This window comes from Quadrisphaera sp. RL12-1S (assembly GCF_014270065.1).
Lineage (GTDB): Bacteria > Actinomycetota > Actinomycetes > Actinomycetales > Quadrisphaeraceae > Quadrisphaera.
Genome location: NZ_JACNME010000006.1, coordinates 35,099 through 60,071 on the forward strand (window position 1 = coordinate 35,099; position 24,973 = coordinate 60,071).

The window sequence follows — 24,973 nt, forward strand, 5'->3', positions numbered from 1 at the left end:
CCGGCTCCGAGCGGGTAGATGTTCCGAGGTGGCTGACGACGACACGACCCCCGACCTCACCCGCGGAGTCCCGCTGCGCGACCTCCCCCTCGACGGCGTGCTCGCGGGCGCCCTCGGCACCGGTGAGGACGCCGAGCAGGTGCTGCTGACCCGGTACACCGACGACGACGGCGAGACCCGCGTCTCCGCGGTCTCCGGCGCCTGCACGCACGTCGGTGCGCCGCTGGCCAAGGGCCTGCGCACGGGGAACCTCGTGCGCTGCCCGTTCCACCACGCGTGCTTCGACCTGCGCACCGGCGAGGCGCTGCTGGCCCCGGCCTACGCGCCGCTGACCCGGTACGAGGTCGAGGTCGACGGCACCGGTGAGGACGCCGTCGTGCGCGTCACCGGGCCCGCCGACGAGCCGGCGCCCGGCCCGGACGCCGCCGCCAGCGCAGCGGGCGGGACCCTGCAGCGCGTCGTCGTCGTCGGCGGTGGTGCCGCGGGGTTCGCCGCCGTGGAGCGGCTGCGCCGGGAGGGCTACGAGGGTGAGCTGATGCTGGTCTCGGCGGAGCCGCACGCCCCCATCGACAGGACCCAGCTGAGCAAGTTCTACCTGGCCGGGGCCAAGCCCAAGGACGCGCTGCCGCTGCTGGGCGAGGACTGGTACGCCGAGCACGGCGTGGAGCTGCGCCTGGGCACCGAGGCGACGGTGCTCGACACCGCGCAGAAGCGCCTCACGGTGCGCGGCGCCGACGACGCCACCACGGTGCTCGGCTACGACGCCCTCGTGCTGGCACCGGGCTCGGAGCCGGTCCGGCCGCCCCTGCCGGGCTTCGGGCGCGACGACGTGCGGGTGCTGCGCACCCTGGACGACGCCGACGCGCTGCTCGCCACCGTCGGCGACTCCCCCGAGGGCCGGCGCGCGGTGGTGCTGGGCGCCGGGTTCATCGGCCTGGAGGCCGCCGCGGTGCTGCGCGAGAAGGGCGTGGACGTCACCGTGGTGTCGACCTCCGAGGTGCCGCTGGCCCGGCAGATGGGCGAGGACGTGGGCCGGGCGGTCCGGTCCGCCCACGAGTCCGAGGGGGTCGCCTTCGTCACCGGGCGCGCCGCCCGCTGGAACGACGGGGTGCTGGAGCTGGAGGACGGGTCGCGGGCCCCGGCGGAGGGCCGCGCGGACCTGCTGGTGGTCGGCACGGGCGTGAAGCCCCGCCTGGACCTGGCCCGCAGCGCGGACCTGGAGCTGGCCGACGAGGACGCCGGGGGCGGCGTGGTGGTCGACGCCCGCGGGCGCACCTCCGCGGACGGCGTGTGGGCGGCGGGCGACGTGGCGGCGTGGCCGGACGCCACCACGGGGCGCCGGCGCCGGGTGGAGCACTGGGCGCAGGCGCAGCGGCAGGGCGCCGCGGCGGCCCTCGACGTCCTCGGTCGCGGCGACGACGACGGCCTGACCGAGCCGGCGTTCTTCTGGACCAAGCAGTTCAGCAAGCAGTACCGGCTGGCCGGTGAGGTCCCGGACCTCAGCGGCGGCGAGGGCAGCGGCTCGGCCGAGGTGGACGGCTCCCTGGCCGACGGCGACGCCGTGGTCCGCTACCGGGACGGCGAGGGCCGCGTCACCGCCGTGGCCGGGGTCGGCCGGGACCTCGAGGTGCTGCGCCTGGAGGAGGAGCTGCTGCGCCCCTGAGAGTGAACGGCAGTGGCCGACTGCCCATGATCGTCGTGATCATGGGCAGTCGGCCACCTGGCGGTCCGGCTGGAGTCAGGCGGAGGGCGCCAGGGTCTTGGTGTCGATGACGAAGCGGTAGCGGACGTCGGAGTTCACGACCCGGTCCCACGCCTCGTCCACCTGGTCGGCGCTGATGACCTCGACCTCGGCGCCGATGTGGTGCTCGGCGCAGAAGTCGAGCATCTCCTGCGTCTCCTTGATGGAGCCGATGTTGGAGCCCGCGAGGGACTTGCGGCCCATGATCAGGGCGCCGGCGGGCACCTCGAACGGCTTGCTCGGCAGGCCCACGGTGCACAGCACGCCCTCGGGCTTGAGCGCGGCGATGTAGGGCTTGATGTCGACGTCGGCCGAGATCGTCGTGACGATGAGGTCGAAGGTGCCCTTGAGGGACTCCAGCGCACCCTCGTCACCGGTGGCCACGTAGTGGTCGGCGCCCAGGCGCAGCCCGTCCTCCTGCTTCTTGAGCGACTGCGACAGCACGGTCACCTCGGCGCCCATGGCGTGAGCGATCTTCACGCCCATGTGGCCCAGGCCGCCCATGCCGACGATGCCGACCTGCTTGCCGGGCCCCGCGCCCCAGAAGCTCAGCGGAGAGTACAGCGTGATGCCGGCGCACAGCAGCGGCGCGGCGACGTCGAGGTCGATGCCCTCGGGGATGCGCAGCACGAAGTCCTCGTCGACGACGATCTTCTCGCTGTACCCGCCCTCGGTGGGGCGCCCGTCCTTGCCGATGGCGTTGTAGGTGCCGACGTTGCCCTTCTTGCAGTTCTGCTCGCGGCCGGCGGTGCACTCGGAGCACTCGCGGCAGGAGTCGACCATGCAGCCGACGCCGACGCGGTCGCCCACGGCGTGCTTGGTGACCTCGGAGCCGACCTCGGAGACGACGCCGGCGATCTCGTGGCCGGGGGTCAGGGGGAAGAGGGTCTCGCCCCACTCGCCGCGGCCGGTGTGGATGTCGGAGTGGCAGATGCCCGCGTAGGCGATGTCGATGAGGACGTCCTTCGGGCCGAGGTCGCGGCGCTCGATGGTGGTCGCCTCGAAGGGCTGGCCGGGGCCGGCGGTGCTGCGGGCGTGAACGGTGGTGGGCACGGTTCTCCTCCGTCTGCTGGGGGTTCGGATGGGGTTGCCGTCCATCCTGCGGGAGGGGCGCGGGTCGCGCACGACGGGTCGCGGGGCCCCCGCGCAGCGGGCTGCCTACCGTGGGGTCGTGGTCACCGGTCCCGCCCCCGAGGGCTACCTGCCCGGGTCGGCGGGGCTCCGGCGCGCCTCCTGGGCGCTGTTCCTCGCCGGGGTGGCGGTCTTCGCCCTGCTCTACGCACCGCAGCCGCTGCTGCCGCTGCTGTCGGCCGACTTCGCCGTCACCCCCGCCGGCGCCACGCTCGCGGTGTCGGCCGCCACCGCCGCCCTCGCCGTCGGCCTGCTCGTGGCGGGGCCGCTGTCGGAGCGCCTCGGGCGCACCCGCCTCGTGCACGCCTCCCTGGTGGCCTCCAGCGCCCTGGGGCTGCTGGCGCTGCTCGCCCCCACGTGGGACTGGCTCGTGGCGGTGCGGGCGGTGCAGGGACTGGCGCTGGCGGGGCTGCCCGCCGTGGCCGTCGCCTACCTGCGCGAGGAGGTGCACCCGCTGGCCGCTGGCCGGGCGACCGGGCTCTACGTGGGCGGCAACGCCATCGGCGGCATGCTCGGCCGCCTCCTCTCCTCCGGTCTGGCGGAGCTGGGCGGGTGGCGGGCCGCGCAGGGCGGGGTGGCCGCGCTGGGCCTGGTCTGCGCAGCGCTGGTGTGGTGGCTGCTGCCGCGCTCGCGCCGGTTCGCCCCGGCCCCGTCGGGGCTGCGGGCCCTGGGCCGGCGCACCCGCGGCGTCGTCAGCGACCCCGCGCTGCTGGGCCTGTACGGCCTGTCGCTGGCGCTCATGGGCTCCTTCGTGGCCGTCTGGAACGCCATCGGCTTCAGGCTGGAGTCACCCCCGTACTCCCTCGGGCCGGCCGTCGCCGGGCTCGTGTTCACCGTCTACGCGCTGGGGTCGGTGAGCTCGGCGCAGGGCGGCCGGCTCGCGGACGCGCTCGGCCGGCGCGTCGTCGTCCCGGTCGCCGTGGTGGTCATGGCCGCGGGGCTGGCCGTGACGGCCGCGCCGCCGCTGTGGGCCGTGGTGGCGGGGATGGCCCTGTTCACCGCGGGCTTCTTCGCCGCGCACGGCGTGGCCAGCGGGTGGGTGGCAGCGCGCGCCGGCGCCGCCGGCCGGGCCACGGCGCAGGCCGCGTCCACCTACCTGTTCGCCTACTACGTCGGCTCCTCCCTGGGCGGCACGGCCGGTGGCGCGGCGTGGTCGGCCGGGGGCTGGGGCGCGGTGGTGCTGCTCGCGGGCGGGGCGGCGCTCCTGGCGCTGGTGCTGGCGGTCCTGCTCGCGCGCACGCGCTCCCTCCTCACCGCCCCCGACGACGACGAGGGGCGTCGCGGACCGCAGGTGCCGCCACCGGCACCGCCGACCGGGTGAGCCCGCCGGGCACCGCCTCCAGACGGGGTCCGTGGTGGACGAAGCCCGTAGAGGTGCCCATGCGGGGCGCCGCGCTGGAGGGAGGCCGGGCAGTGGAGAGGACCGTTGCGCTGGCGCCCCTGCCGGGGCTGCTGACGGGGCTGCTGACGGGGCTGCCGGCGGGCGAGCTGTGGGCCGTGGCGGGCGCGTCCCTCTCCTGCGCCGCGCTCGTGGCGCTGCTCGTCCTCCTGCGCCGGCAGCAGGTCCGGCAGACGGCTCTGCTGCGCACGGACCCGCTCACCGGCCTGGGCAACCGCGTGCTGCTCGCCGAGGCCGGCGAGCGCGTGCTGGCCGGGCTGCCCGACCTCGACGGCGACGGCCGCCACGGCCCCGGCCTGCTGCTGCTGGACCTGGACGGCTTCAAGGACGTCAACGACACGCTCGGCCACGCCGCCGGCGACACCCTCCTCGTGCAGGTCGCCCACCGGCTGTCCAGCGCCGCGCCGGCGGGTGCCGTGGTCGCGCGCCTCGGCGGTGACGAGTTCGCCGTCCTGCTGACCACTCCCGTCACCACCGCGCAGGCGGTCCTGCACGGCAAGCGGCTGCTCGCCGCGCTCGGCGCCGGAGGGTTCACCGCCGACGGCGTGGACCTGGACATCACCAGCAGCATCGGCGCCGCCGTGGCCCCCTCGGCCGGCCGCACCGTGGGAGAGCTGCTGCGGCACGCCGACCTGGCCATGTACGAGGCCAAGCGGTCCCGCTCCGGCGTGCTCCCGTACACCCCTGACCTGGCGCCGGACAGCAGCGACGGCCTCACCACCCTCGCGCTGCTGCGCCAGGCGATGGACCAGGGCGAGCTGCGGCTGCTCTACCAGCCCGTCGTCGACGCCGGCACGCGAGAGCTCCGCGCGTTCGAGGCGCTGCTGCGCTGGGACCACCCCACCCGCGGGCTGCTCATGCCCACCGAGTTCCTCCCGCTGGCCGAGCGCACCACCCTGGTGCGCCCGCTGACGCGCTGGGTGGTGCTCACGGCCGTGCGCCAGGCCGCCGCGTGGCGCCGCGCCGGCCTCGACACCACCGTGGCCGTCAACGTCTCGGCGTCCGTCCTGGAGCCCGGCCTGCTGGGCATCGTCGACGAGGCCCTCGCCCGCAGCTCCTGGCCCACCTCGCAGCTGGTGCTGGAGATCACCGAGACGGCCGTGGCCAGCGACGCCGGCGAGGCGCTCGAGGTGGTCCGCGCCCTGGCCGACCGCGGCATCCGGATCTCCGTGGACGACTTCGGCGCCGGCTACACCAGCCTGGGCCAGCTGCGCGAGCTCACCGCGCACCAGCTCAAGGTGGACCGGCAGTTCGTCACCGACCTGCTCGGCGGTCCCGAGGACGAGGCCATCGCGGCCAGCATCATCGACCTGGGCCACCGCCTGGGCCTGCAGGTCATCGCCGAGGGCGTCGAGAGCAGCGCTGTGGCGGACCGCCTGCGCGACCTCGGCTGCGACGAGCTGCAGGGCTACTGGGTGGGCCGGCCGATGGGCGCGGAGCTGGCGCTGGCGCGCTGGCAGCCCCAGCCGGAACCCGGGCCCGGGGCGGCGGCGCAGACCGCGCAGAACGGGTCAGCGGCCACCAGCGCCTGAGGCCCGTCAGCAGTCGCGCCACACCAGCACGAGGGCGCGGTCGTCGGACTCCTCCACCCCCGCGGCGTCCACCAGCCGCTCCGCCGCCCCCTCGCGCCACCCCGACCGGCCCGCCTCCTCGGCGAGCGCCCGCAGCGCCTCGGTGCCCACCGACAGGTCCTCTCCGGGCACCTCCACCATGCCGTCGGTGCACAGGTACAGCGCCTGCCCCGGCAGCAGCCGGCCCGTGACCTCCGGGAAGTCGACGTCGGGCACCAGGCCCAGCGCCGGGCCACCCTCGTCGTCGAGGAGGCGCCACGGCTGGCCCGCGCCCCCCGTCCCCGGCGCCGGGTGCCCCGCGCACCGCACGCGGAAGTCACCCGAGACCAGGTCGACCGCCAGGTGCACGGCCGTGGCGAACCCCTCCGGCCAGTCCTGCCGCAGCAGGTAGGCGTTGGCCGCGGGCAGGAAGCCCTCGACGGGCATCGCCCCCAGCAGTCCCCCGAACGCCCCCGAGAGCAGCAGCGCCCGCGTCCCCGCGCCCTGCCCCTTGCCGGACACGTCCACCAGCACCACCTCGAGCAGGTCCCCCTGCCGGCCGCGCGTGCGGGTGGCCACCACGAAGTCGCCGCTGAAGGCGTCGCCGAAGGCCGGCCGCAGCTCCGTCTCCACGTGCCACTGCCCCGGCAGCGCAGGCACCCGCCCCTGGCTGCGCAGCCGGTCCCGCAGGTCCACGAGCATCGCGTCGCCCAGGGTGCCCTGGACGCCCAGCCGCTCCCGGCTGCGCACGAACAGGGCCACGAGCACACCGGTGGCCCCGAGCAGCAGCAGGTCCCCCGGCCGCGTCCCGATCCCGCCCAGCGCGGGCACCGACGTGGTCAGCGCGGCCCCGGCGGCGGCCACGAGGTACAGCAGCACCATCGTGCGCATCCGCAGGAAGAAGCCGCCCAGGAGCAGCACGAACACCATGGCGCTGGTCGGCGCCCACCGGGGCGCCAGCGCCCCGGTGACGGCGACGACGACGGCGAGCGCGGTCAGCCACAGCAGCAGCCAGGCCTGGCGCGGCATGGTGCGGGGCATGAAGCGAGCGCCCAGCCGGCGGACGACCCGTCGGCGGCGCCGGTCGAGCCAGCGCGCGGCGCGGTGGAGGCGCAGGCGCACGGCCCGACCCTAGCCGGGGCCCAGCCGGCCATCCGGCGTTCACCGACTCCCGCGCGCGTCCCCCACGCCTTCCCCAGCGCACTCGCGCACCCGAGTGCGCCTTCTACCGGCTCCGAACCAGCACTCGCGCACCCGAGTGCTGGTTCGACGGCCTTGGGAGGTCACGGAGGAGCGGCGCGGAGGCCCGTGGTCGTCACGAGCCTCGTGGCGGACGTCAGGCGTCGAAGGGCGAGACCTGCGTGCCCGGCGCCTGGCAGGTGGGGCACCAGAAGAGGTTGCGGCCCTCCACCACGGTGGTGGAGACCGGCGTCGAGCAGATCCGGCACGGCAGCCCGGTGCGCCGGTAGACGTAGTGGGCGCCCGCCTGGCCCCGGCGCACGGGCGTGCCGTCGGCCTCGTCGTCGCGCTTGCCGCGGTCCACCGGACGCGTGGTGACGATGCGCCCGGACCTCACGCCCGCCTTCATGAGCACGCGCAGGTCGGCGTAGACGCCCTCCAGGCGCTCGGGCTCGACGTCGCGCCCGCTGGCGAACGGGTCGATACCGGCCCGGAACAGCGCCTCGGCGCGGTAGATGTTCCCGGCGCCGGCCAGCACGTCCTGGTGCATGAGCAGCGCGCCGATCGTCACCCGCGAGCGCCGCGCTCGCTCCACGAAGCGCTCCGCGCCGTCGTCGGCACGCAGCGGGTCGGGGCCGAGCCGGTGGCGCAGCTCGTCGACCTCGGGGCGGACCATGACCTCGCACGCCGTCGGGCCGCGCAGGTCGGCCCAGCGCAGCGGGCCGGCGCCCTCGGCGGCGTCCAGCGTCACCAGCCGCAGCCGGACCTGGCCCACGGGGGCCGGAGGCCCGGCCGGCGCGCGGCCGCCGCCGTCGTCGTCCTGCTCGCCCTCGCCGACGGAGGCGTCGGAGGTGCCGAAGAAGACTTTGCCGTACAGGCCCAGGTGCACGTGCAGCCACCGCTGCGGCTCGCGGCGGGTGCTCGCGGCGGCCGGGGAGAACCCCACGAGGAGGTGCTTGCCCACGGCATCGGAGCGGACCACCCGGTGGCCGTCGAGCAGGGCGGCGCCGTCGGCGAACCTGCCCTGGGGGCTGCTCGCCTCGACGACGCGGCCGCCGAAGGCGTCGCGGACGGAGCGGGCGAGGCGGTGGAGGGTGTGACCTTCAGGCACGAGGGTCGAGCCTGCCCCCTCGCGACGATCAGCGCTCGGTGAGGTGCTCGGTCTCCCACGCGGTCATGAGGTCGAGGCGGCGCTGGTGGCGCTCGTCACCGCTGAACGGGGTGGCGAGGAACGCGTCGACGATGGCGGTGGCGTCCTCGACGGAGTGCATGCGCGCGCCCACGCTGACGATGTGCGCGTCGTTGTGCTGGCGCGCCAGCTGCGCGGTCTCCAGGCTCCACGCGAGCGCCGCGCGGATGCCGGGCACGCGGTTGGCGGCCAGCTGCTCGCCGTTGCCCGAGCCGCCCAGGACGATGCCGAGGGCCTCCACACCGGCGCGCACGTCAGAGCGGACCGCCACCGAGCAGGGGATGCAGAAGTCGGGGTAGTCGTCGAGCGCGTCGTAGGCCTCGGGCCCGTGGTCGACGACCTCGTGGCCCTCCGCGGTGAGGTGCTCCACGAGGTGCTGCTTGAGCTCGAAGGCGGCGTGGTCGCTGGCGATGTGGACGCGCACGGCGCTCATCCTGGCACTGCCGCGTCCACCGGCCCCACCCCGTCCGCGATCACGGGCGTCCGCCACCCCGGGTGGTGGCGGACGCCCGTGGTCGTGGACGGGTGGTCGGTCAGTCGAAGACCGGGCCCTGCGTGCGGGTGCGCTTCAGCTCGTAGAAGCCCGGGTAGGCGGCCACCGCGGTGACGCCGTCCCAGAGGCGCCCGGCCTCCTCGCCCTTCGGGGCGGGGGTGATGACGGGGCCGAAGAAGGCCGGCCCCTGCTCGCCGTCCTTCCCGGCCACGCCGATGACCGGGGTGCCGACGTCGTCGCCGACGCGGCTGATCGCCTCGTGGTGGGAGGCCTTGAGCTGCTCGTCGTACTCGGTGCTGTCCGCGAAGCGGACGAGGTCCGCCGGCAGGCCCGCGTCGGCGAGCCCACCGACCACCGCGGCGTGGAAGTCCTTCTCGCCGCCGGGGTGGATGCGGGTGCCGATGGCGGTGTAGAGCGGCTCGACGACCTCCTGGCCGTGCAGCTCCTTGGCGGCGGTGACCACGCGCACCGGGCCCCACGCCTTCTTCATCATCTCGGCGTACTCCTCGGGCAGGTCGCGCCCGTCGTTGAGCACCGCGAGGCTCATCACGCGGAAGGTCACGTCGATGTCGCGGACCTTCGCGGCCTCGAGGATCCAGCGGGAGGTCATCCACGCCCACGGGCAGATGGGGTCGAACCAGAAGTCGACGGGGCTCTTGGAGGCGCTCTGCGCTGCGTCAGTCATGCCACCGATAACACCACTGGACCGGCTCGTCTGCCCGGCCTGCCTGCGTGGCAGCATCTCCCGGGTGCTGAGCAGCCACCACGAGGACGGGGCCGGGCAGCCGGCCGACCACCAGCAGGGCATGAACCTCTCCCGGGCGGAGGCGGCCGAGCGCGCCGCGCTCGTCGAGGTCAGCTCCTACGACGTCGAGCTGGACCTGACCGACCGCGGCGGGGCCCCCACGACGTTCCGCTCCCGCACCACGGTGAGGTTCACCGCGCGCGAGGGCGCCTCGACGTTCCTGGACCTCGTGGCCCCCCACGTGCACGAGGTCGTGCTGAACGGGCAGGCGCTCGACGCCCACGAGGTCGCCGACGGGGTGCGCGTGCAGCTGCACGGGCTCGCGGCGGAGAACGAGGTCGTCGTCGTCGCCGACTGCGCCTACATGAACACGGGTGAGGGCCTGCACCGCTTCGTCGACCCGGTGGACGGCGAGGTCTACCTGTACTCGCAGTTCGAGGTGGCCGACTCGCGCCGCGTGTTCGCGGTGTTCGAGCAGCCCGACCTCAAGGCGGTCTTCACCTTCACGGTGACCGCCCCCGACCACTGGACGGTCGTCTCGGTCTCCCCCACCCCCGAGCCGGAGCCCGCCCACGAGGGCGCCGCCACCTGGCGCTTCGCCCCCACGCCGGTGCTGTCCAGCTACGTCACGGCGATCGTCGCGGGGCCGTACCACGTCGAGCGCGGCGAGCTCACCAGCAGCGACGGCCGCACCGTGCCGCTGGGCGTGTTCTGCCGCAGGAGCCTGGCCGAGCACCTCGACGCCGACGAGGTCATGGACATCACGCGGGCGGGCTTCGCCTTCTACGAGGGCCTGTTCGAGATCCCCTACCCGTTCCCCAAGTACGACCAGCTCTTCGTGCCGGAGTTCAACGCCGGCGCCATGGAGAACGCCGGCGCGGTGACGTTCCTGGAGCGGTACGTCTTCCGGTCCAAGCCGACCGAGGCGGTGGTGGAGCGCCGCGCGGTGACGATCCTCCACGAGCTCGCGCACATGTGGTTCGGCGACCTCGTCACCATGCGCTGGTGGGACGACCTGTGGCTCAACGAGAGCTTCGCGGAGTACGCCTCCACGCTGGCCACCGCCGAGGCCACCCGGTGGACCGACGCGTGGACCACTTTCGCCTCCATGGAGAAGGCGTGGGCCTACCGGCAGGACCAGCTCCCGTCCACCCACCCGATCGTCGCCGACATGGTCGACCTCGAGGCGGTCGAGGTGAACTTCGACGGCATCACCTACGCCAAGGGCGCCAGCGTGCTCAAGCAGCTGGTCACCTACGTGGGGCGCGAGGCGTTCTTCGAGGGCGTGCGCCGCTACCTGCGCGCCCACTCCTTCTCCAACGCCACCCTCGCCGACCTGCTGCGCGAGCTCGAGGCGACCTCGGGCCGCGACCTGGCCTCCTGGTCGGGCGTGTGGCTGGAGAAGGCCGGCGTCACCACGCTGCGGCCGGAGGTCCACACCGCGGAGGACGGCTCCATCACCTCGCTGGTGGTGCTGCAGACCACCCCGCCGGAGCACCCGGTGCAGCGCCCCCACCGCCTGGCCGTGGGCTTCTACGACCTCCACGTGCCGGGCTCGGGCGACCACACGGCCGCTGAGGACGACGACGACGCGGGCGACGCACCGGCCGCTGGCGCCGCGCCGCGCCTGGTCCGGACGGGCCGGGTGGAGGTCGACCTCGACGGCGAGCGCACCGACATCGCTCCCCAGCTGGGCGAGCTGGCCGGGCGGGACGCCCCTGACCTGCTGCTCCTCAACGACGACGACCTCGCGTACGCGAAGGTCCGGCTCGACCCGTCGTCCCTGGCCACCGCGGTGGAGCACCTGTCGGCCATCGAGGACGCGCTGCCGCGCACGCTCGTGTGGTCAGCGGCCTGGGACATGGCCCGTGACGCGGAGATGGCCGCGCGCGACTTCGTGGACCTCGTGCTCGACAACGCCGCGGTGGAGTCGACGCCGGCGACGTCGTCGGTGCTGCGCACGCTGCTGCAGCAGCTGACCAGCGCCGCGCGGCTCTACACCGCGCCGGGACACCGCTACGACGTCGTGGCCGGTGTGGCCGCCTCGCTGCTCGACCTGGCGCGCGCCGCCGAGCCCGGCAGCGACGCGCAGCTCCAGCTGGCCACCGCGGCCGCGGGCTGGGCGCGGACGCCGGAGCAGCTCGACGCCGTGGCCGGGTGGCTCTCCGGCGACGCACCGCTGGAGGGGCTCACGGTCGACACCGACCTGCGCTGGGAGCTGCTCACCGCGCTCGTCGTCGAGGGGCGCGCTGGGGAGGCCGAGATCGCGGCGGAGCTCGCCCGCGACGACACCGCCTCCGGACGCCTCGCCGCCGCCGGCGCGCGGGCCGCGGTCCCGGACCCCGGCGCCAAGCAGGCGGCGTGGTCGCAGCTGGTGGCCTCCTCGGCGGAGCCGGGCCTGGCCAACGCCGAGCGCGCCGCCGTCATCGGCGGGTTCGCGCGCGTGCACGACGCGGAGCTGCTGGAGCCGTTCGTCGAGCCGTACTTCGCCTCCATCGAGGGCACCTGGCGGATGCGCACCAACGAGATCGCCCAGCAGGTGGTGACCGGGCTCTACCCGGTGCTGCTCGCCTCGCCGGCACTGCTCGAGCGCACCGACGCGTGGCTCGCGCAGGCCCCGGAGGACCTGCCGGCGCTCAAGCGCCTGGTCAGCGAGCAGCGCGACGGCGTCGCCCGCGCCCTGCGCGCCCAGGAGCGCGACCTCCAGCGCTGACGGCGCTGATCGGCGCGACCCGACGTCAGGGCCCGTCCTCGCACGTGCGAGGGCGGGCCCTGACGTCCTTCCCCTTCCCGCACTCTCCGCGGCGAGTGCGGAGGGGGTGAGGGCGGGTCAGCCCTGGGCGGCGCCGCTGGCTGCGGGCTGGTCGCCCGCGGCTCCGCCCCCGGGCGCGGGCGCCGCGCCCGGGCCGCTCTGACCGCCCTGAGCGGTCTGGCCGGGCTGGGCTGTCTGGCCGGGCTGGGCTGTCTGGCCGGGCTGGGCGGGCTGGGCGGTCGGGCTGCCGCCGGTAGCCGGGGTGGCAGCGGGACCGCCACCGCCACCGCCACCGGAGGCAGGAGCAGGTGCAGGAGCGGGCACGTACACCGGCGGCGGGGTGCCGATCTCGCTCTGCGGCGGGTCCGTGAAGCCCTGCTGGGGGGTGCCCGCCAGCGCCCGGTCCATGTAGGCCTTCCACAGGGGCGCCGCCAGGGTGCCGCCGTACATCTGCGGGTAGTAGCGGCCAGCGATCCGGGCGCCGTTCAGCGACGTGCTGCTGCCGGGCACCCCGATCCACACCGAGGTCGCCAGCTGGGGCGTGTAGCCGGTGAACCACGCGGCCACGGAGCCGTCGGTGGTGCCGGTCTTGCCGGCGGCCACCCGGCCGTCCGCGAGGCCGTCGCCGGTCGCGGTGCCCTCCGTGAGCACGTGCTCCAGCGCGTACGTGACGCCGTTGGCGACGTCCTGCGAGATCGCCTGGTGGCACTGCGGGCCGGGCACCGGCAGGGCCTTGCCGTCGGCGCCCGTGATCGAGGTGATGGTCATCGGCGCGCAGTACGAGCCCTGCGCGGCGAAGCCCGCGTACGCCGCGGCGACCGTCAGCGGTGAGACGCTGTCGATGCCGAGGGTCATCGCCGGGGTGACGGTGAGGTCGGTGCTCGGCGTCCCGGTCGGGTTGCTGCTGTCCGGCTGGGCCTTGTGCATGCCCAGCGCCTGCGCGGTGGCCGCGACGTCGCACAGCGGCAGCTGGTCCTCCATCGCGGCGTAGCCGGTGTTGATGGAGTCCGCGGTGGCGTGCAGCACCGTCATCGAGGAGCTGCCTTCACCGTCCCCGGCGTTCTTCGGGTCCCACGGCGGGCCGGTGTAGTGCGCGCCGGCCGGCTCGCAGCTGCCGTACTGCCAGCTGCTGTCGGGGAAGGCGCGCTGGCTGCCGTCCACCGTGTCGTACAGGGAGCCGCCGGCGGCGAGCCAGGTGGCCAGCACGAAGGGCTTGAAGGTGGACCCGGGCTGGAAGCCGGAGGAGCCGCCGCTGCTCCTGTCGGTGTTGAAGTCGACCGAGGTGGCCGTGGCGGGTGCGTCCGGGGAGGTGCTGTACGTGCGGTCCTGCGCCATCGCCACGACCTTCCCGGTGCCGGGTTGCACCGAGACGATGGACGCCCCGACGTGCTGGCCCGCCACCGTCGAGCTGTCGGCGGGCACGGCGCGGTCCACCTCCTCGGACGCGGCCCTCTGCTTGGCGGGGTCCAGGGTGGTGGTGATGGTCAGGCCACCGCGGTAGAGCTCCTGCAGGCGCTGCGCCTGCGTGCCGCCGAACGCGTCGTCGGTGCGGAACTGGGTCACGACGTCGTCGCAGAAGTACGCGGCGGACCCGGCCTGGGCGCAGCCGTTGGGGGTCGGCTGCACGTCGAGCTCCTGCGCGACCGGCAGCGCCTCGGCGGCGTCGTGGTCGGCCTGGGAGATGGTGCCCAGCTGCAGCATGCGGTCCAGGACGGTGTCCCGCCGCTGCTGGGCGGCCTGCGGGTGCTGCACCGGGTCGTACCCGGACGGGTCCTGCACCAGGCCGGCCAGCAGAGCCGCCTGCGGCAGGTCGAGCTGGGAGGCCGGCTTGCCGAACCAGTGCTCGCTGGCGGCCTCCACGCCGTACTGGCCGCCGCCGAAGTTCGCGATGTTGAGGTAGTCCTCCAGGATCTGGTCCTTGGAGAGCTCCTTCTCCGCGGCGATCGCCAGCCTCATCTCGCGCAGCTTGCGCACGTAGCCGTCCAGGCCCGAGCGCACCGTGACGTCGTCGAAGGCCTTCTGCCGGTCAGCGGCCGAGGCGTCGGGCGGCAGGGCCGCCAGCGCCTCCTCCACCTGCACGTTCTTGATCCACTGCTGGGTGAGCGTGGAGGCGCCCTGCACGTCGCCGCCCCTGGCGTCGTCCACGACGGCGCGCACCAGGCCCCGCGGGTCCACCCCGCCGTGCTCGTAGAAGCGGTCGTCCTCGATGTCGACGACGGCCTTCTGCATGACCGGTGCCACCTGGGCGAGCGGCACGTCGATGCGGTCCTCGTAGTAGAACGTGGCCATCAGCGAGCCGTCGGCGTAGAGGATCCGGGACTGCTGGCTCAGGGCCGGCTGGTCGAGCGAGGCCGGCAGCCCGTCGAACCCCGCGACGGTGTCGTTGCTGGCCTGGCCCACGGCGATGACAGCGGGGGCGGCGAGCCCGGCGGTGAGCACGCCGGCGCCGGTGCTGGCGGCCACGAAGCCCGCCAGCAGCCTCGCGGCGCGCCCCAGGGAGGTCCTGCGCCGGCGCTCGCTCCTGCCCGCGTCGCCGCCCTCTGCCGAGCCTCGGGTGGTGCGTAGCGGCATGTCGCGGACGGTACCCAGGGCACCCGAGCAGCACCTGGACGCGTCCTGGACGGGAGGTGGGTGCTCAAGGAGACGGACGGCGGCGCCGATGCTGCGGCGTGCACCACCCCGCTCCGCTCGCGGCCCCCCGGGGCCCGACGGTGGTCGCCTGGTGATCGGGCCGGCCTTCCCCCAGGTCCTGGAGGCGGCGCGCACCGGAGCGCCCTGGGCGCTGGAGGCGCTCTACCGCGAGCTCGCCGGTCCCGTCACCGGGTACCTGCGCCTGCACGGCGCCGCCGAGCCCGACGACCTCGCCAGCGAGGTCTTCGTCGGCGTGCTCACCGGCGTCGGCGGCTTCGTGGGTGACGAGGCCGGCTTCCGCGCGTGGGTCTTCACCATCGCCCACCGGCGCCTGGCCGACTCCTGGCGCCGCGCCTCGCGCCGGCCCGCGCTGGCCGACGTCGACGTGCACGACCACGCGGCGACCGCGGCCCTCACCGGGGGTGACGCCGAGGAGGAGGCCCTCGCCTCCCTCGGCACCTCCCGCGTGCACGACCTGTGCGCGCGGCTGCCCCGCGAGCAGCGCGCCGTCGTCCTCCTGCGGGTGCTCGGCGACCTCTCCGTGGCCGAGGTCGCCCGCGTGCTCGGGAAGACGCCCGCGTCCGTGAAGGCCCTGCAGCACCGGGGCCTGCTCACCCTGTCGGCTCAGTGCGGAGACGACCGCGCGACCCCGCGGGCCTCCGCGGCGATGACGGAGACGAGATGACCGCAGACCGCACGGGAACGAGCACCCGCTCCTTCGACGAGGACCTCCGCGCGCTGCGCGCGGACGGTGACGCGCTGTCGGCGGCGCGGCTGGAGGCCTTCGCGCGCGACGTGCGCGCCGAGGCCCGCCAGCCGCACCGCCCCAGCGCCGACCTCGCCGTCCTGCTGGCCACGGGTCACCTCAACGACACCGCCGCCGAGCCCGCCCGGGCCGGTGGCGCACACCCCGTCGCACCGTCCGCGGTGCGACCCGTGCTCTCGTGGAGGCACCCCGTGACCGCGACCCGCCAGCTCCTGTCCGCCACCGCCCGCCGCGTGGCCGCCGCCGGCGCCGCGCGCGCCTCCGCCGCTGCCGGCGCCGTGCTCGTCGTGAGCGTGGTCGGCGCGGGTGCCGCCGGCGCGCTGCCGGGCCCGGTGCAGGACCGCTTCGCCGCCACCGTCTCCGCGGTGACGCCGCTGGACCCACCGACCAGCGGCAGCACCAGCGGCCCCTCAGACACCCCGACCACCGAACCGACCACCGAACCGACCAGCGAGCCGACCAGCGAGCCGACCAGCGAGCCGACCAGCGAGCCGACCGGCGCTCCCACCACGGCGCGCACGGACCTCCCCTCCGAGGCCCCGTCCGACACCGCGTCGATCCCCTCGGACGCGCCGACCACCGCTGAGCCCTCCGAGGACGACGGCGACCACGGCGGCTCGACTCCCTCGTCCAGCCCGACGTCGGTGCCCGTCGCCCCGCCGACCAGCGGCGGCATGGGCGGGTGGGTGAGCAGCCAGGCGCGCTCCGGTGGTGTGGACGGCCAGGCGGTCAGCGGCGCGGCCCACGCCCGCAACGACGCCCGCCGCGAGGGGCGCTCCGGTGCCACCGCGGCTCCCAGCAGCGCCCCCGCGCCGACGGCGGGCGGGCCCTGGGCAGCGCCCACCTCGTCGTCGTCCTCCTCCGCCGCGCTCCGCAGCGGTGACGACGGCGGCGCCTCCCACGGCCGCGGCAGCGGCTCCGGCAAGGACCGCTGACCCCCCGCTCCCCGCCGCCGAGAGGGGCGGCGGGGAGGGCGGGGCCTCAGGAGGCGGGGGCGAGCAGCGCCTTCGCGTACGGGGTCAGGTAGGGCGTGACCGTGGTCCACGGGACCGTGTACTGCGGCATCCCGTGGGGGCCCAGCTGGTAGTCCTGGAAGGTGAAGGTCATGCCCTGGGAGCCGGTCTGCCAGGCCGACCAGTTGGCGGAGGTCGGCGCCAGCCCGTCGGAGCCGGACACGTCGAACCCGTCGGCCTTCGCCTGCTGCACGACCACCGGCGCGAACGCCTGCAGCGCCTTCTTCTGGTCGGTGAAGAGCTGGTCGAGCGTCACCGGCGCGCCGGTGGCCGCGACGAGCACCACGGTGTTGTCCACGTCGGTCGGGTGGGCGGCGCCCTCGAAGTAGTCGGCCATGGGGATGTCCACCTGCACGGTGCGGCCGTCGTTGGTGGTCAGCGACGCCTCACCGGCCAGCTGGTGCTTGCTCTCCGGGTCGTCGCCGTTCTCGGTGGCGGACCCCGTGATGGCGCTGCCCGCCGAGGCCTGGATGCGCCGGTTCACCTCGGCCACGGCGGCGGAGGGACCGGAGAAGGTCGGCACGCTGATGTCCCAGGTGAAGCCGCCCTTGGTCCCCTGGAGGTGCTTGACGGGTCCCGGGGTGAGCGGCGCCACCACCGTGACCGCCCTCGCCGCGGCCGAGGACGAGGACGACGACGGCGACGCCGAGGAGGCGCTGGCCGAAGCGGAGGTGGCCGCCGTGGACGCCTCCGGGGTGACCGTGGACAGCGGCGCGGTGGAGCGCGGGCCGGACGCGTCCGCGGAGCCGCCACCGCACGCGGTGAGCAGCAGCACCGAGGTCAGGGAGCCGGCGGCGAGCAGCGCGCGGGCGGGGATGGAGCCGCGGAGGAGGCGTAAGGGCACGGCGCGGACCTTAGGCCCGCCACCTGGGGCAGCGCCTCCGACACGCCGCACGCCCACCCCACGGCGGACACCCCGTGATCACGGGCGTCGTGCGCGCCGCCCCGGCCACCGGGGGGGCTCAGAAGCCGGTGTGCGTGGGCCAGGCGGTGGGCTGCCACGCCAGCTGCGCCGAGAGCCTCGCCACGGCAGCCGCCTCGCCGCGCACCCGCCCGGCCGCCGCCAGCGCCACCAGCGGGGTCTCCCCCAGGTAGGCCGCGGAGAGCGCCCCGACGTCGCAGGTGACGTCCGGCTCCGCCGCGGTCGGGACGGCCACCACGCGCCCGCCCTCGAGGTCGAGGCGCCACCGGCCGCCGGCCAGGCCGAGCGGGTCGTGGACCTCCAGCACGCACGCCCCGGGCGGCCCGAGCCAGCCGCGAGCCCCGAGCGCGGCGGGCACGTCGAGCAGCCGCGCCCAGAACTGGTCGCTGCCCTCCCCGCCGATCGCCCGGCGGGGGTCGTGCAGGAGGTGGGGCAGCGGGTCGTCGGCGGGACGCTCGGTGGCCCGCACCCGGTCGACCAGGTCCACCGAGAGCAGGTGCCGCCACAGGGCGGCGTGCGCGGCGCCGGTGGCGGCGAAGAGGTCGTGCACCTCCAGGACGGTGTCGTGCCGCATGCCCTCCCACCGCTCGCGGGTGCGGTACCGCGCGACGCCCACCGCCGCCCCGGCGGCGTCGCGGGCCAGCAGCGCCGGCCGCAGTGCCTTGGCGTCGTGGTCGGGGCCGGGCGCGAGACCCAGCAGGTCGTCCCAGTAGTGGTCCGGGCGGCGCACCGCCCCCGGGCGCCCGGCGGCCACGGCGGCGTGCAGCGCGGGTGCGTCGGCGCGCAGGTCGGCGTCCTGGACCAGCTCGACGCCCACGTCCTCGGCGCCGGCGGGCAGGTGCGCCAGCGCCGCCGGGGCACGCACCTCCAGGGTCTGCCCGCTGACGGCGGGGCCGAACCCGTAGCGCCCGTAGATGGGCGCCTCCCCGGCCACGAGGTAGGCCAGCGGCACCCCGCGCTCGCGCGCCGCTCGCAGGTCGGCGGTGATCATCTGCGTGAGCAGCCCGCGGCGGCGGTGCGTCGGCGCCACCGTCACGGTGCTCACGTGGTCGGCGAGCACCTGGTGGCCCGGCCCACCGGGCACAGGCAGCGGCCAGTCCCAGGACCGGTAGGTGCCCACCACCCGCGCGCCCTCGAAGGCGCCGGTCAGGCGCTGCCCCTGCCACGCCGGCCGCCGCTGCTCGACGTGCTCGGCGGTGACCTTGCCGGGGTTGAGGAACGTGCGCCGCGAGGCGCGGGCCCACTCCAGCTGCTCGCCCTCGGTGACCGCCCTGACCTCGACCCGCTGCCCGCCGTTCACGCCCCCACGCTAGGGGTCGCGGCCGGGCGGGCAGTCAGCCGTCAGTCGTCGTCGCCGCGGCTGCTGACCAGCTCGGCCAGGGACAGCACCCGCGGGCGCTCGCGCAGCTGCTCCACGAGCACCACCTCACCGGCACCGTCCGTCAGCGGCACCCGCCAGTTGGGGTACTCGTCGGACGTGCCGGGCTGGTTCTGCGTGCGGCGGTCCCCGACGGCGTCCGTCAGCGCCACCCCGACCAGCTTGGCCGGCGTGGCCAGCAGGAACGCGTGCAGCGCCTCCACCACCTCGCGCTCGGTGGGCCGCTCCCCCAGCAGGCCGAGGTCGCGCAGCTGCGCGAGCACCGCGGCGCGGTCCGCCTCGTCGGCGGCGCGCTCCTCCTCGATGGACCGGGTGAGCAGGCCGAGCCGGTCGCGCAGCTCGATGTGCTCGCCCGCCAGGTACCCGGCGGTCGGCGGCAGGTCGTGCGTGTTGACGGTGGCCAGGCACAGCTCCCGCCAGGACTGCGGGGGCAGGGGCCGCCCCTCGCCGTCCTTCTCGAACCACAGCACGGACGTGCCGAGCACGCCGCGCTCGGTGAGGTAGCCGCGCACCCACGGCTCCACCAGGCCCAGGTCCTCCCCGACGACGACGGCGCCGGAGCGTGCGGCCTCCAGGCAGAGGATGCCGACGAGCGCGTCGTGGTCGTAGCGGACGTAGGTGCCCATGCCGGGGCCGGAGCCGTTCGGCACCCACCACAGGCGGAACAGCCCGAGCACGTGGTCCACGCGCACGCCGCCGGCGTGGCGCAGGATCGTGCGGACCATGTCGCGCCACGGCGCGTACCCGGCCTCCGCGAGGGCCACCGGCTGCCACGGGGGCTGTGACCAGTCCTGGCCCTGCTGGTTGAACGCGTCCGGCGGGGCGCCCACGGAGACGCCGGTGGCGAGCACGTCGCGCAGCGCCCACGCGTCGGCACCGGAGGGGTGCACGCCCACGGCGAGGTCGTGCATGACGCCGAGCGCCATCCCGGCCTCGGTGGCGGTGGCCTGGGCGCGCGCGAGCTGCTCGTCGCACTGCCACTGCAGCCACTCGTGGAACTCGATGGCTCCGGAGAGCTCCTCGCGCAGGCGCTCCACCAGCGGCGACCCGACCCGTGCCGCCTCGGCCGGCCACGGCTGGCCCTCGCCGAAGTGCTCGATCATCGCCGCCCACAGGGCGTAGTCGGCCAGGCCCCGCCCCTCGCGGACGCGGAAGGCGTCGAAGGCGGCCTGGCGGGCCTGGCTGCGGCCGGCGTCGAAGACGGTCTTCAGCGCGGCGCGCTTGGCGGCCCACACCGCGTCCCGGTCCAGCTGGCCGGCGTCGGTGTTGCGGGCCATGAGCGGCTCGGCCTGCCACTCGACCAGCGCGTGGTCGGTGGCGGGCAGGTAGGCGAACTCCCGGACGTCCTCGACCCGCAGGTAGATCGGGTTGGTGAAGCGCCGGGTGGTGGGCAGGTAGGGGCTGTCCTGCTGGTGGCCCACCGGCTCGGCGGCCAGCAGCGGGTTGATGAGCAGGAAGTCGGCGCCCAGGTCGCGCCCGGACCAGTCGAGCAGCTCCCCGAGGTCGGCCAGGTCACCCAGGCCCCACGAGGCGCGGCTGCGCACCGAGTACAGCTGGGCCATGAAGCCCCAGCGGTGACCGCCGCCGGCGATGGCCTCGGGCAGCTCCAGGTGGTCGGGGGTGACCACCAGCGACGCGGTGGCCGCTGCCGCGGCCTCGCCGCCCCCGGTGGTCACGAGCAGCTCGTGGTAGCCCGTCGGCAGGTCGGTGGGGAGGGCGAAGACCAGCTCCTCGCGGCGCTCGCCGTCCACCTCGCGGGCGACCGGGGCGCCCTCGGCGGCGCTGCGCTCCAGCTCGCGCTGCCCGCCGTCCTCCAGCACCACCGAGACCTGCACCTGCGCGCCGGCCGGCACGTGCACCGGCACGGTGGCCTCCCGGCCGGACCTCACGACGACGACGGGCGGCAGCGCCCGGCGCCACGGCGCCAGCTCGTGCGCGGCCAGAGCGGCCTCGACGTCGTCGTCGGTCAGGCAGGCGATGCCCATGGCGGACAGCACGGCGACGATCGTGGAGCGGGAGACCGTGATGTGGCCGCCCTTCCAGTCCCAGTACTCCGTGGCCACGCCGTTCGCGGCGGCCAGCTCCATGAGCCGGGCGGACGGCGCCTCGGAGGGGTCGATGACGATCGAGGGGGCGTCGGTGGGGTGCACGGAGGTGCGGACCTCCAGGTCCGGTCCGGAGGTGGTGACGGCCCCGCCCCGCCCGTCGTCCTCGCTGCGGGCCAGCACGGACTGCGGGCTGTCACTCACGCGGAGCTCCTGGGGTGGTGCGGGCGCGGCTGCGCGCGTCGTCTGGCGTCGGGGAGAGTACGTCGCCAGCCTGCCCGGCGGGGGCGCGCCGCGCGAGCGGGCGCGCCGGAGCGACCGAGCCCGCTCGAAGGACACCGGCGGAAGGACGGTGTCGCGAGCAGACCCGGCCGTCGGCCCCGGCGCCTAAGGTCGGGAGCCGTGTCGTCGTCGTCCTCCTCCCCCGCGCACCCCGTGGCGTACCCGCCCGCCGAGCGGCTCGACCTGGTCGAGGAGCTGCCGGCCGGTGCTCCCCGCTACCGAATCGCCGACCCCTACCGCTGGCTGGAGGACTCGGGCGACGAGCGCACCCGCGCCTGGTCCGCCGCGCAGGACGCGCTCTTCGCCGCGCAGCGGCAGACCTGGCCGGGCCGCGACGCCGTCGCTGCGCGCGTCGCGCAGCTGCTCAGCGCCGGGGCGGTGGGCCCGCCGGTGTGGCGCGGCGACCGGTGCTTCCGCGCCCGCCGCGACCCGGGCCGCGACCACCCCCAGCTGCTGGTCACCGAGGGGGGCGCGGAGCGGGTCCTCATCGACCCGCTGGTCTGGGACCCCACCGGCCGCACCACGCTCGACTCCTGGCAGCCCTCGCGGGAGGGCCACCTGCTCGCCTTCCAGCTGTCCGAGGGCGGCAGCGAGGAGAGCGTGCTGCGCGTCCTCGACGTCGCCACCGGCGAGGTGGTGGACGGTCCGATCGACAGGGTCCGCTACACCCCCGTCTCCTGGCTGCCGGCGTCCGAGGACCCCGACGACGGCGCAGCGCGGTTCTTCTACGTCCGCCGGCTGCCGCCCGAGGGCCTGCCGGCCGGTGAGGAGAAGTACCACCGCCGGGTGTGGCTGCACCGCGTCGGCTCCGACCCCGACGCCGACCCCGGAGACGGCGGCGACGTCGAGGTCTTCGGCGCCGGCCAGCCCGTCACCACCTACTACGGCGTGGGCACGTCGCTGGACGGCCGGTGGCTGACGGTGACGACGTCGGTGGGCACCTCCCCGCGCTCGGACTGCTACCTCGCCGACCTGGCCGCCGACGGCGGTCTGGCAGCGGGTGTGCCGCAGCTGCGCGAGGTGGCCGTCGGCCTGGACGCGCACACCAGCGCGGGCGTCGGCCGCGACGGCCGCCTCTACGTGGGCACGGACCTCGGCGCGCCCCGCGGGCGCCTCGCCGTCGCCGACCCCACCGGCGCCGCGTCGACCGGCGGCCTGGGCCCGGACCACTGGCGCGACCTCGTCGGCGAGCGCGAGGACGCCGTGCTGGAGGACTACGCCGTCCTCGACGGTCCCGAGCTGGACCAGCCGCTGCTGCTCGTCGCGTGGACCCAGCACGCCGTCGCCCAGCTCACCGTGCACGACCTCGTCAGCGGCGAGCAGCTGCCCGGCGAGCGCGGCGTGGTGGCGCTGCCCGGCGCCGGCAGCCTCGGTGGGCTGCGCGGCCGGCCCGAGGGCGGGCACGAGGCGTGGTTCACCTGGACCTCCACGGTCGAGCTGCCCAGCGTGCTGCGCTGGGACGCCCGGACGCGCGAGCTGGCGGTGGAGTCGACGGCTCCCGGGCTCGCGTCGATGGGTGAGCTGCCCGCCGTCGTCACCCGCCAGCTGGAGGTGACGAGCCTGGACGGCACCGTGGTGCGCGCCCTGGCCGTCGCCCGCGCCGACGCCTTCGCCACCCCCGACGCCTCCGCCCCCGCGGCCCCAGCGCCGACGGTGCTGTACGGCTACGGCGGCTTCGGCCACACCATGACGCCCGGCTACTCCGCCACCGCGCTGGCGTGGGTGGAGGCCGGCGGGGTGTGGGTGGTCGCCGGGCTGCGCGGCGGCAACGAGGAGGGCGAGGCCTGGCACCGCGCCGGCATGCTCGCCGCCAAGCAGAACGTCTTCGACGACTTCCTCGCCGTCGCCGACGCCCTCACCGAGCGCGGCTGGACCACCCCCGCCCAGCTGACCATCAGCGGCGGCTCCAACGGCGGCCTGCTCGTCGGGGCGGCCCTCACGCAGAGGCCGCAGGCGTTCGCCGCGGTGCTGTGCTCGGCGCCGCTGCTCGACATGGTGAGGTACCAGCTGCACGGGCTGGGAGCCACGTGGTCACCGGAGTACGGCGACGCGAACGACCCCGACGACCTCGGCTGGCTCCTCGCCTACTCCCCCTACCACGCGTGCTCGCCCGACCCGGCATCCGTGGAGTACCCCGCGGTGCTCTTCACCGTCTTCGACGGCGACTCCCGCGTCGACCCCCTCCACGCCCGCAAGCTCTGCGCGGCGCTGCAGCACGCCACCCGCTCCGACCCCGCGGTCGCGCCGGTGCTGCTGCGGCGCGAGGCCGGCGTCGGCCACGGCGCCCGCGCGGTGTCGCGGACGGTGCAGCTGGCCGCTGACACGCTCTGCTTCGCCGCCGCGCACACCGGCCTGCGCCTGGGCCAGGACGACGACGCCGGAGCGCCCGCGTGATCGCCGCTGCGCTGACGCACGTCCTGGTCGCCTCGGCGTCCGCCACGGCGACGCCGAGCACGTCGGCGAGCACCACGACCAGCGCGATCGCGAGCGACGTCAGAGACTCCACCCAGGCCGCCTCGAACCTGGCGTGCTCTCCCGGGGACGGCACCTGGTGCGGCCTCATGGTCAACGCCGGCGTGAACGAGACGTTCGCCAAGTTCCTCATGTACTACGGCTCACCGCTGCTGAAGATCGCCGTGATCCTCGTCGCCGGCCTGGTGATCCGGAACATCGCCCACAAGGCCATCGGGGCCCTGGCGGAGCAGATCGCCAACGGCGAGGCCCAGCCGGGGCAGTCGCGGTGGTGGCGCGCCGGGCGGGGCCGCGAGACCCGCGCCTCGGAGTCCAGCACCGCCGCTTCCGGCGGCACGCTGGCGTTCGAGCGGCGCTCGCAGCGCGCGCGGACGCTCGGGTCGGTGCTGCGCAGCCTCACCACCGCGGTGCTCATGACCGTGGTGGCGCTGCTCGTCATCGGGCAGCTGGGGATCCCGCTCGCCCCGCTGCTGGCCGGTGTCAGCGTGGTCGGCGTCGCGGTCGGCTTCGGCGCGCAGACGCTGGTCAAGGACTTCCTCGCCGGGATCTTCATCATCGCCGAGGACCAGTTCGGCGTCGGTGACTCGGTGAACCTCTCCGCGGACGCGCAGGGGACCGTCGAGGCCGTGAGCCTGCGCGTGACCCGGCTGCGCGGCGTGGACGGCACCGTCTGGTACGTCCGCAACGGCGACGTGCTGCGGGTCGGCAACCGCTCGCAGGGCTGGTCGCGGGCGGTGCTCGACATCGACGTGCCGTACTCGGCTGACGCCGCGCGGGTGGCGGAGGTCCTCGACGAGGTCGGCGAGCAGCTCCACGCCGACGAGGAGTGGCGCCGCCACCTGCTCGAGGAGCCCCAGGTGTGGGGCATCGAGGCGCTCAGCCTCGACAAGGTGGTGGTGCGCATCGCGGTGCGCACGGCGCCGCTGCAGCAGTGGTCGGTCTCGCGGGAGCTGCGGGCGCGGATCAAGGCGCGCTTCGACGCGGAGGGCATCGGCCACCCCGTCGACGACGCCGACGAGCCCGCCGACGCCCCCGCCACCGCACCTGCCGCTGCTGCACCGGCCGGCCCGTCGCTGCCGCCCGGCAACCAGGGCCCGCCCACCGGCCCCTCCTCCCACCGCTGACGCTCCGCGGCGATCACGACGGTCCTGCACGCCGGCGGTCCAGCGTCCGCGCCCATCCCCCTCGACGATCGATCATGCAGCTGAGCGCCATCCTGCAGACCTTCAGCGGCCCGCGAGGCAGCCCGCGGACGCTGCGAGCAGCCGACAGCTGCAGGAGGCGC

The 24,973-nt window shown here is 75.7% G+C and carries 17 protein-coding genes; 8 read left to right on the plus strand and 9 right to left on the minus strand.

Annotated features, from left to right (window positions below; genetic code table 11):
• Positions 1 to 28: 28 nt before the first annotated feature.
• A complete protein-coding gene (locus H7K62_RS12750; protein WP_186718774.1) occupies positions 29 to 1,663 on the plus strand; it encodes an FAD-dependent oxidoreductase in 1,635 nt (544 codons plus the stop codon).
• A 75-nt stretch (positions 1,664 to 1,738) separates the two neighbouring features.
• On the opposite strand, the gene H7K62_RS12755 is transcribed toward H7K62_RS12750, so the two are convergent.
• Positions 1,739 to 2,794, minus strand: a complete 1,056-nt coding sequence (locus H7K62_RS12755; RefSeq protein ID WP_370591759.1) for an NAD(P)-dependent alcohol dehydrogenase — start codon at positions 2,792 to 2,794, stop codon at positions 1,739 to 1,741.
• A 28-nt stretch (positions 2,795 to 2,822) separates the two neighbouring features.
• Here H7K62_RS12755 and H7K62_RS12760 point away from each other — a divergent pair, with 28 nt between their 5' ends.
• Positions 2,823 to 4,193: an MFS transporter gene (locus tag H7K62_RS12760; RefSeq protein ID WP_186718778.1), complete on the plus strand. Its 1,371-nt coding sequence runs from the start codon at positions 2,823 to 2,825 to the stop codon at positions 4,191 to 4,193.
• 92 nt (positions 4,194 to 4,285) lie between these two features.
• Positions 4,286 to 5,803, plus strand: coding sequence for a putative bifunctional diguanylate cyclase/phosphodiesterase (locus tag H7K62_RS12765; RefSeq protein WP_186718780.1), 1,518 nt, complete (start codon positions 4,286 to 4,288; stop codon positions 5,801 to 5,803).
• A gap of 6 nt (positions 5,804 to 5,809) precedes the next feature.
• Here H7K62_RS12765 and H7K62_RS12770 read toward each other — a convergent pair whose 3' ends face one another.
• The 4 genes from H7K62_RS12770 to H7K62_RS12785 form a co-directional block, all read right to left on the minus strand.
• Entirely contained in the window at positions 5,810 to 6,943 is a 1,134-nt protein-coding gene (locus tag H7K62_RS12770) for a PP2C family protein-serine/threonine phosphatase (protein WP_186718782.1), read from the minus strand.
• A gap of 214 nt (positions 6,944 to 7,157) precedes the next feature.
• The gene (locus tag H7K62_RS23925) at positions 7,158 to 8,111 is read right to left on the minus strand and encodes an Fpg/Nei family DNA glycosylase (RefSeq protein WP_186718784.1); all 954 of its coding nucleotides are present in this window, start codon (positions 8,109 to 8,111) and stop codon (positions 7,158 to 7,160) included.
• 28 nt (positions 8,112 to 8,139) lie between these two features.
• The gene (locus tag H7K62_RS12780; protein WP_186718786.1) at positions 8,140 to 8,622 is read right to left on the minus strand and encodes a ribose-5-phosphate isomerase; all 483 of its coding nucleotides are present in this window, start codon (positions 8,620 to 8,622) and stop codon (positions 8,140 to 8,142) included.
• A 100-nt stretch (positions 8,623 to 8,722) separates the two neighbouring features.
• A complete protein-coding gene (locus H7K62_RS12785; protein ID WP_186718794.1) occupies positions 8,723 to 9,367 on the minus strand; it encodes a mycothiol-dependent nitroreductase Rv2466c family protein in 645 nt (214 codons plus the stop codon).
• A 121-nt stretch (positions 9,368 to 9,488) separates the two neighbouring features.
• Here H7K62_RS12785 and pepN point away from each other — a divergent pair, with 121 nt between their 5' ends.
• Positions 9,489 to 12,140, plus strand: a complete 2,652-nt coding sequence (gene pepN, locus H7K62_RS12790) for an aminopeptidase N (protein ID WP_186719201.1) — start codon at positions 9,489 to 9,491, stop codon at positions 12,138 to 12,140.
• Between the two features lie 117 nt (positions 12,141 to 12,257).
• Here the strand turns inward: pepN and H7K62_RS12795 are convergent, their stop codons facing one another.
• Positions 12,258 to 14,750: a transglycosylase domain-containing protein gene (locus H7K62_RS12795; protein ID WP_186718796.1), complete on the minus strand. Its 2,493-nt coding sequence runs from the start codon at positions 14,748 to 14,750 to the stop codon at positions 12,258 to 12,260.
• A 151-nt stretch (positions 14,751 to 14,901) separates the two neighbouring features.
• Here H7K62_RS12795 and H7K62_RS12800 point away from each other — a divergent pair, with 151 nt between their 5' ends.
• On the plus strand, positions 14,902 to 15,495 hold the full coding sequence (locus H7K62_RS12800) for an RNA polymerase sigma factor (RefSeq protein ID WP_186718798.1): 594 nt from the start codon (positions 14,902 to 14,904) through the stop codon (positions 15,493 to 15,495).
• Entirely contained in the window at positions 15,492 to 16,511 is a 1,020-nt protein-coding gene (locus H7K62_RS12805) for a hypothetical protein (protein ID WP_186718799.1), read from the plus strand. Before H7K62_RS12800 ends, H7K62_RS12805 begins: the two co-directional genes overlap by 4 nt.
• 46 nt (positions 16,512 to 16,557) lie before the next feature.
• On the opposite strand, the gene H7K62_RS12810 is transcribed toward H7K62_RS12805, so the two are convergent.
• The 3 genes from H7K62_RS12810 to malQ form a co-directional block, all read right to left on the minus strand.
• A complete protein-coding gene (locus H7K62_RS12810; protein WP_186718800.1) occupies positions 16,558 to 17,433 on the minus strand; it encodes an RsiV family protein in 876 nt (291 codons plus the stop codon).
• A gap of 118 nt (positions 17,434 to 17,551) precedes the next feature.
• Complete coding sequence (locus H7K62_RS12815; protein WP_186718801.1) at positions 17,552 to 18,811, minus strand: GNAT family N-acetyltransferase; 1,260 nt, start codon at positions 18,809 to 18,811, stop codon at positions 17,552 to 17,554.
• Positions 18,812 to 18,852: 41 nt separating this feature from the next.
• Positions 18,853 to 21,138 carry a 4-alpha-glucanotransferase gene (malQ, locus tag H7K62_RS12820; protein WP_222437553.1) on the minus strand — a complete coding sequence of 762 codons (2,286 nt, stop codon included), beginning with the start codon at positions 21,136 to 21,138 and terminating at the stop codon, positions 18,853 to 18,855.
• Between the two features lie 198 nt (positions 21,139 to 21,336).
• Here malQ and H7K62_RS12825 point away from each other — a divergent pair, with 198 nt between their 5' ends.
• Together H7K62_RS12825 and H7K62_RS12830 are read left to right on the plus strand one after the other, a co-directional pair.
• Complete coding sequence (locus H7K62_RS12825) at positions 21,337 to 23,610, plus strand: prolyl oligopeptidase family serine peptidase (protein WP_186718802.1); 2,274 nt, start codon at positions 21,337 to 21,339, stop codon at positions 23,608 to 23,610.
• Positions 23,607 to 24,812 carry a mechanosensitive ion channel family protein gene (locus tag H7K62_RS12830; protein ID WP_370591760.1) on the plus strand — a complete coding sequence of 402 codons (1,206 nt, stop codon included), beginning with the start codon at positions 23,607 to 23,609 and terminating at the stop codon, positions 24,810 to 24,812. The genes H7K62_RS12825 and H7K62_RS12830 overlap by 4 nt, the downstream gene beginning before the upstream one ends.
• Positions 24,813 to 24,973 lie beyond the last annotated feature (161 nt).

Coding starts and splice junctions, on each gene's coding strand:
- H7K62_RS12760 (WP_186718778.1), top strand. CDS start 2,823: ATGGGGTTGCCGTCCATCCTGCGGGAGGGGCGCGGGTCGCGCACGACG.
- H7K62_RS12780 (WP_186718786.1), bottom strand. CDS start 8,622: ATGAGCGCCGTGCGCGTCCACATCGCCAGCGACCACGCCGCCTTCGAG.
- H7K62_RS12785 (WP_186718794.1), bottom strand. CDS start 9,367: ATGACTGACGCAGCGCAGAGCGCCTCCAAGAGCCCCGTCGACTTCTGG.
- pepN (WP_186719201.1), top strand. CDS start 9,489: ATGAACCTCTCCCGGGCGGAGGCGGCCGAGCGCGCCGCGCTCGTCGAG.
- H7K62_RS12795 (WP_186718796.1), bottom strand. CDS start 14,750: ATGCCGCTACGCACCACCCGAGGCTCGGCAGAGGGCGGCGACGCGGGC.
- H7K62_RS12805 (WP_186718799.1), top strand. CDS start 15,492: ATGACCGCAGACCGCACGGGAACGAGCACCCGCTCCTTCGACGAGGAC.